The organism is Luteibacter sp. P4_E6, from assembly GCF_056401535.1.
This window is the reverse complement of record NZ_JBFUJE010000271.1, coordinates 1-5334: the sequence shown is the minus strand read 5'-3', so window position 1 is coordinate 5334 and position 5334 is coordinate 1. Positions and strand designations below refer to the sequence as shown.

Sequence of the window (5334 nt, the reverse complement as noted above, 5' to 3'; positions counted from 1 at the left end):
GATCACGCCTACCGGATGTCGCGGTTCCTCGCCGCCATCAATGGCCTGATGGGTTCCCGACACGACGAGCTCATCGCCGAGTCCCTGTCGGGCCGCCGGCACTACGACACGCCTGCACCTTTGGCCAACGAAACCCGGTCTCGCCTGGAGACCCTGGTCGCCCAGTATCCGCATTGAGCACATTTGYGTTCCTCTGACTGGAAACTGAAAGCAAATCGGTAAATACTTGCGGGCTCGTCACCTCGCAAGCGACCTACGCTTTCGTTGTACACGCCAGAGGAAGCGCAGCAATGACCCGCAGTGGTGGACCCACGTGGCAGAAATTTCCGGCAGAAACGCTGCGGCGTTTGTTCGACGCCGTGGATGTGGACGATATCGTCGATGCCCATGTCGCCCTGCCCGACCCCATCGTGCTGGCCTGCCCGCAGGAGACCATGCGACAGTGCTATGCGGTCTGCCTGCAGTTCTGGGAAGACGGCTTCACACGTGAGGAATTGCTGGGACTGGTCGAGAAGCTGCTCCGCAATGAAGGGTTCAGCGCCGACGAACGCCTTCAGTTCAAACACATCCGCGCCCGGTACAAGCATCTGCGCTTCGCGCAACGGCTATACAGCAGGGGTCACCGGTCGAGCCGCCTGTTCGACCTGACCACGCGCGCTCTCGGCAAACTGCAGGATGCGTTTCGCAGTGGCCGGCGCAGCGGCATCGTCCGTTATGGCCTCAAGCTGCGACTGCTGCTGTCAAAGCCCGTCTGGTCGATCGTGAAGCATGCGATGGAACACACGCCGATCGACAGCGAGGCGGGACTCATCGCCCTGCAGAAATCGGAAATCCGCGCGCTGAAGCAAGCCGTGGCTCGCACCACCTTCGCCGGCCATCAGTTCCATGCGGTGCGCAAGATCGTCAGCATGCAGGTGTCCTATTACGACACGCTGCGATCGCTCGGTCCGAATGATCACGCCTACCGGATGTCGCGGTTCCTCGCCGCCATCAATGGCCTGATGGGTTCGCGCCACGACGAAATGGTCGCCGAGGCGCTATCGGGCCGGCGCCATTACGACACGCCGGCGCCGCTGGCCAAGGAAACCCGGTCCCGCCTGGAAACCCTGATCGCCCACTATCCCTTGTAATGGGTTCAGCGCGGCGATTTCGGGTCGCGCACGGACTCCGGCTGCCAACCGCCACCCAGGGCCATGATGAGGTTCACGCTGGCATCCAGGCGGCGAAGGCGAAGCTGCTGCTCGCCACGGCCGGCGTCGAGCGCCGCATTCGCGGCATCGACGACGGCGGGATAGTCCGCGACACCTTGCTTGTACTGGTTCTGCGTGACCCGGTCCGACTCCGTCGCTGCCGTGGCTGCCTTGGCCTGAATGTCGGCGTTAGCCGCCAGGGTGCTGGTGATCACGAGGCCGTCTTCCACTTCGCGGAACGCGTCGAGCACGGTCTGCCGATAGTTCGCGACCGCCTCGTTATAGGCTTCGTCGGCGTTGGTGAGCTGTCCGGTCAGGCGACCGCCGGTGAACAGCGGCGCGCGAATGTCCGCCGTTCCGGTGGGACCCTTCAGGATGCCGATACCCGCGGCCAGATTGATCGAAGGCAGGGTCTCGGCTTTGGCGACACCGATACGGGCGCTGGCGGCGGCCATGCGGCGCTCACTGGCGGCGACATCCGGGCGGCGCTCGAGAAGGCTCGCGGGGACACCCGTCGGTACCACCGGCACGTTCGCGACAAAGGGTGCCGGAGCAAGGGAGAACTCCGCCGGCGCCTTGCCGAGCATCACCGCGATCGCGTGTTCGAGCTGGGCGCGCGCGGCCTTCGTATCGGCCAGCTGCAGCTGCGCCGAGCTGGACTTCATCGTCGCGTCGGCCACATTGGCGCTTGACGCCTGACCCTGGGCGTACTGATTGCCCACCATCCGGTGCCACTGCTCGGCAGCGTCGGCGGAGCGCTGCAGGAGGTCGATCGTGGCGTCGTCCTGGCGTAGCGCGAAATAGCTCTGCACGAGCTGGCCCTGCATCGATAGGGTGGCAGCGGCGAGGTCGTCCTTGCTCGCTTCGGCGATCGCGCGGTGCGACTCGACATCACGGCGGATCCGACCCCACAGGTCCAGCTCCCAACTGACGCCGATACCGATATCGTTTTCGTTCTTGCGGCCGGACTTGAGCGTGCCCGCCGTAACCGAAGGCACGCCGGCCCCCTTCGCCACCTGGATCAGCGCCTGGGCCTGGCGCACGCGAGCAGCCGCCGCGGCCAGGGACTGGTTGCTCACCGCCACCTGCGACACCAGCGCGTTGAGCGTGGCGTCGTCATAGATTTCCCACCACCTGGCGGAAATCGGCGCCACGGTCGCGTGCTGGGCGTCCTGCGGGGCCGCTTCCTTGTAAGCAGCCGGCGAGTGCGTGGCGGGACGCACGTAGTTCGGGCCGACCTCGGTACAGGCGGCAATGAGCACGACGGCACCGGCGACAAGCATGGCGCGCATCATGACGTTGGCCCCTGACGACCGGCCGGCCATCCTGCATTTTCCCGGGCCCTGAAACTCTGCGTCCATCGTCCTGCCCACCTGCTGAATCTGTCGAGATAAAGGTACACAACCGGGGTCGTGTAAAGCGTCAACAACTGGCTCACTACCAGACCACCACCCATCGCGATGCCGAGCGGCGCATGCATTTCCGCGCCGTCGCCTCGCGAAATCGCCAGGGGCACCGCCGCGACCATGACCGCCAACGAGGTCATCAGGATAGGGCGGAAACGCAGACGGCACGCTTTCTGGATCGCTTCGGCCGGTGTCAGTCCCTCGCCTCGCTGCGCGGCAAGGGCGAAGTCCACCATCATGATCGCGTTCTTCATCACGATACCGATGAGGGCGAAGATGCCGATCAACGCGATGACGTCGAGATCGGTACGGAACAGGATCAGCGCGAACACCGCACCGACGGCCGCCGAGGGCAGCGTCGACAGAATGGTGAGGGGGTGGAAGCAACTTTCGTAAAGGATGCCCAGGACGATGAACAGCGTCAGGAAGGCGCCGAGGATCAGCGCGGGCTCGCTCGATGCCACCTGCCGGGCCGCACCCGCCGAGCCTGCGAAGGTACTGCGCACCGACGTCGGCATCGCCGTGCGATTCACGGCACGCTGGATCGCCTGGGTCGCCTGGGACAGCGAGACGCCCGCCGCCCTGTCGAACGAAATCGTCGCCGACAGCGACTGCCCGTAATGGGAGATGCCCAGCGGCACGTTGAACTGACGGACATGCCCCAGCATCAGCAACGGCACTTCGCTGCCGCCGGAGCCCGGCACCAGGATCTGGTTGAACGCGTCCGGCGATTGCGCATGCTCCGGCGCGACGCCCATGAGTACGGGCACCTGGTCCGACGGCGAGAAGATCGTGGCCGCGCGCCGGTCGGCAAAGGCATCGCGTAACACGCCGTCGACGCGGGCATAGGTGATGCCGTACTGCGCCGCGGTGTCGCGATCCACGTCCAGTGAGGTCGCCAGCGCGGTGCCGCCATTGTCACTGTGCACGTTGCTGATCTGGGGGATCGTCGCCATAGCCTGGGTGATCCGCGGCGCCCATGCTCGCAGCAGCTCCGGCGAATCGGCCTGGATCGTGTATTCGTTCGACGCGCGACTGCGACGTCCACCAACGCGGATGTTCTGCACCGAGGTCACGGTGAAGGTGCCACCGGACAGCCTCGCCAGCTGTACGTTCAGCCGTGCCGCGACCTCATCGGCGCTGGCGTTGCGCTTGGAGAGCGGCTTGAGCGTCGCGAACAGCGAACCCGAATCGTGCTCGGCATAGCCGGCGACGCTCGCGATGGCGGGGTCGGCGCGCACCACATCGAGGAACTTTGCCAGCTTCTCCCTGGCCACCGGGAAGGAGGCGCTGCCGTCGGTATCGAAGTCGCCCGTCAGCTCACCGGTGTCCTGGCGCGGGAAGAAACCCTTGGGCACCACGATGTAGAGCACGACGCTCAGACACAACACGGCGAGCAGGGAAAGCATGGTCAACGGCGCACGGCGCAGCGCCACGACGAGGCTATCGTCATAAGCCTTCTGCAGCCTGGCAAACGCGCGCTCGCTCCACTGGAAGACGCGGCCATGGGCGCGACGCGTGCTTTCCGGCTTCAGCCACAGCGCGCACAACATGGGCACGACAGTCAGCGATACCACCAGGGAAATCACGATCACCACCGCAAGCGTGACCGCGAACTCGCGCACGAACAGGCCGACGTAGCCGCCCATCAGCAGCAAGGGGATGAACACCGCGATCAGCACGGCGCTCATGGAAAGCACGGTAAGGCCGACCTCGCCCGCACCGAGCCGCGCGGCCTCGCGGGGCTCCATGCCGTCTTCGATGTGGCGGGCGATGTTCTCCACCACCACGACGGCATCGTCCACGGTGAAGCCCACCGCGATCGTCAGCGCCATCAGGGAGAGAATGTCGWGGCTGTATCCGAGCAGGTACATCACCGTCATGGCGCCGAGCAACGAGATCGGCGCCACCGCGCTGGCGATCAACGCCGCGCGTACATCGCGCAGGAACAGCAACATCACCAGGACGACCAGCACCACGGCCAGGGCCAGGGTGTGCTCGGCACCGCTCAGGGAGCCGCGTACCGAGGTCGCGCGATCGACGATGACGCTCACCTTCATATCGCCGGGCAACGACGCCTGCAACGCGGGCAAACGCTTCGTGATGCCGTCGATCACCTCGATGATGTTGGCACCGGCCTTGTGGCGGACCAGCGCCAGCACCGCGGGTTCACCGTTGGCGAGCGCCGCGTTATTGGGATCGCGCACGGTATTGACGACGCGGGCGATGTCACCGAGGGAGACGGCGGTACCGTCACGGCCGGCCACCACGAGCGAACGGAACGCCTCGGCCGTATCGAGCTGGCCATTGGTCGTCACCTGCAGGTAGCGATCGCCGATGTCCAAGGCCCCGGAGGCCTGGCTCGAGACGGCCGCGGCGACTGCGTGGCGCAACTGCTCGAAGCCCACCCCGCGCTGGTTCATCGCCGTGGGGTCCAGATCGATGCGGACAGCCGGCACCGAACTGCCGACGAGATCCACCTCGCCCACGCCGTCCACCTGCGCCAGCATCTGGCTGAAGGTCGTCGAGGCGACCGCATACATCTGTCCCGGGCTCGCATCGCGCGAGGTCAGGCTGAGCACGAGCACCGGGGCATCGGCGGAACTGACCGCGCGGTACGTCGGGCTGCCCGGCATGTCGGAGGGCAAGTCGCCACGAGCGGCATTGATTGCCGCCTGCACGTCGCGTGTCGCGCCGACCACGTTGCGCGAGAAATCGAAGCTGAGACGGATATCCGT

At 65.8% G+C, this 5334-nt stretch carries 3 protein-coding genes; 1 reads left to right on the top strand and 2 read right to left on the bottom strand.

The genetic code is table 11. The annotated features are described in order from the left end of the window. Window positions 1-290 precede the first annotated feature (290 nt). The gene (locus AC1DT2_RS15100) at window positions 291-1130 is read left to right on the top strand and encodes a hypothetical protein (protein WP_477297194.1); all 840 of its coding nucleotides are present in this window, start codon (window positions 291-293) and stop codon (window positions 1128-1130) included. 5 nt (window positions 1131-1135) lie between these two features. On the opposite strand, the gene AC1DT2_RS15095 is transcribed toward AC1DT2_RS15100, so the two are convergent. Then, window positions 1136-2485: an efflux transporter outer membrane subunit gene (locus AC1DT2_RS15095; RefSeq protein WP_477297192.1), complete on the bottom strand. Its 1350-nt coding sequence runs from the start codon at window positions 2483-2485 to the stop codon at window positions 1136-1138. Further along, window positions 2482-5334, bottom strand: a 2853-nt coding sequence (locus tag AC1DT2_RS15090) for an efflux RND transporter permease subunit (RefSeq protein ID WP_477297191.1), incomplete at its 5' end; no start/stop codon positions are given. The genes AC1DT2_RS15090 and AC1DT2_RS15095, both read right to left, overlap by 4 nt.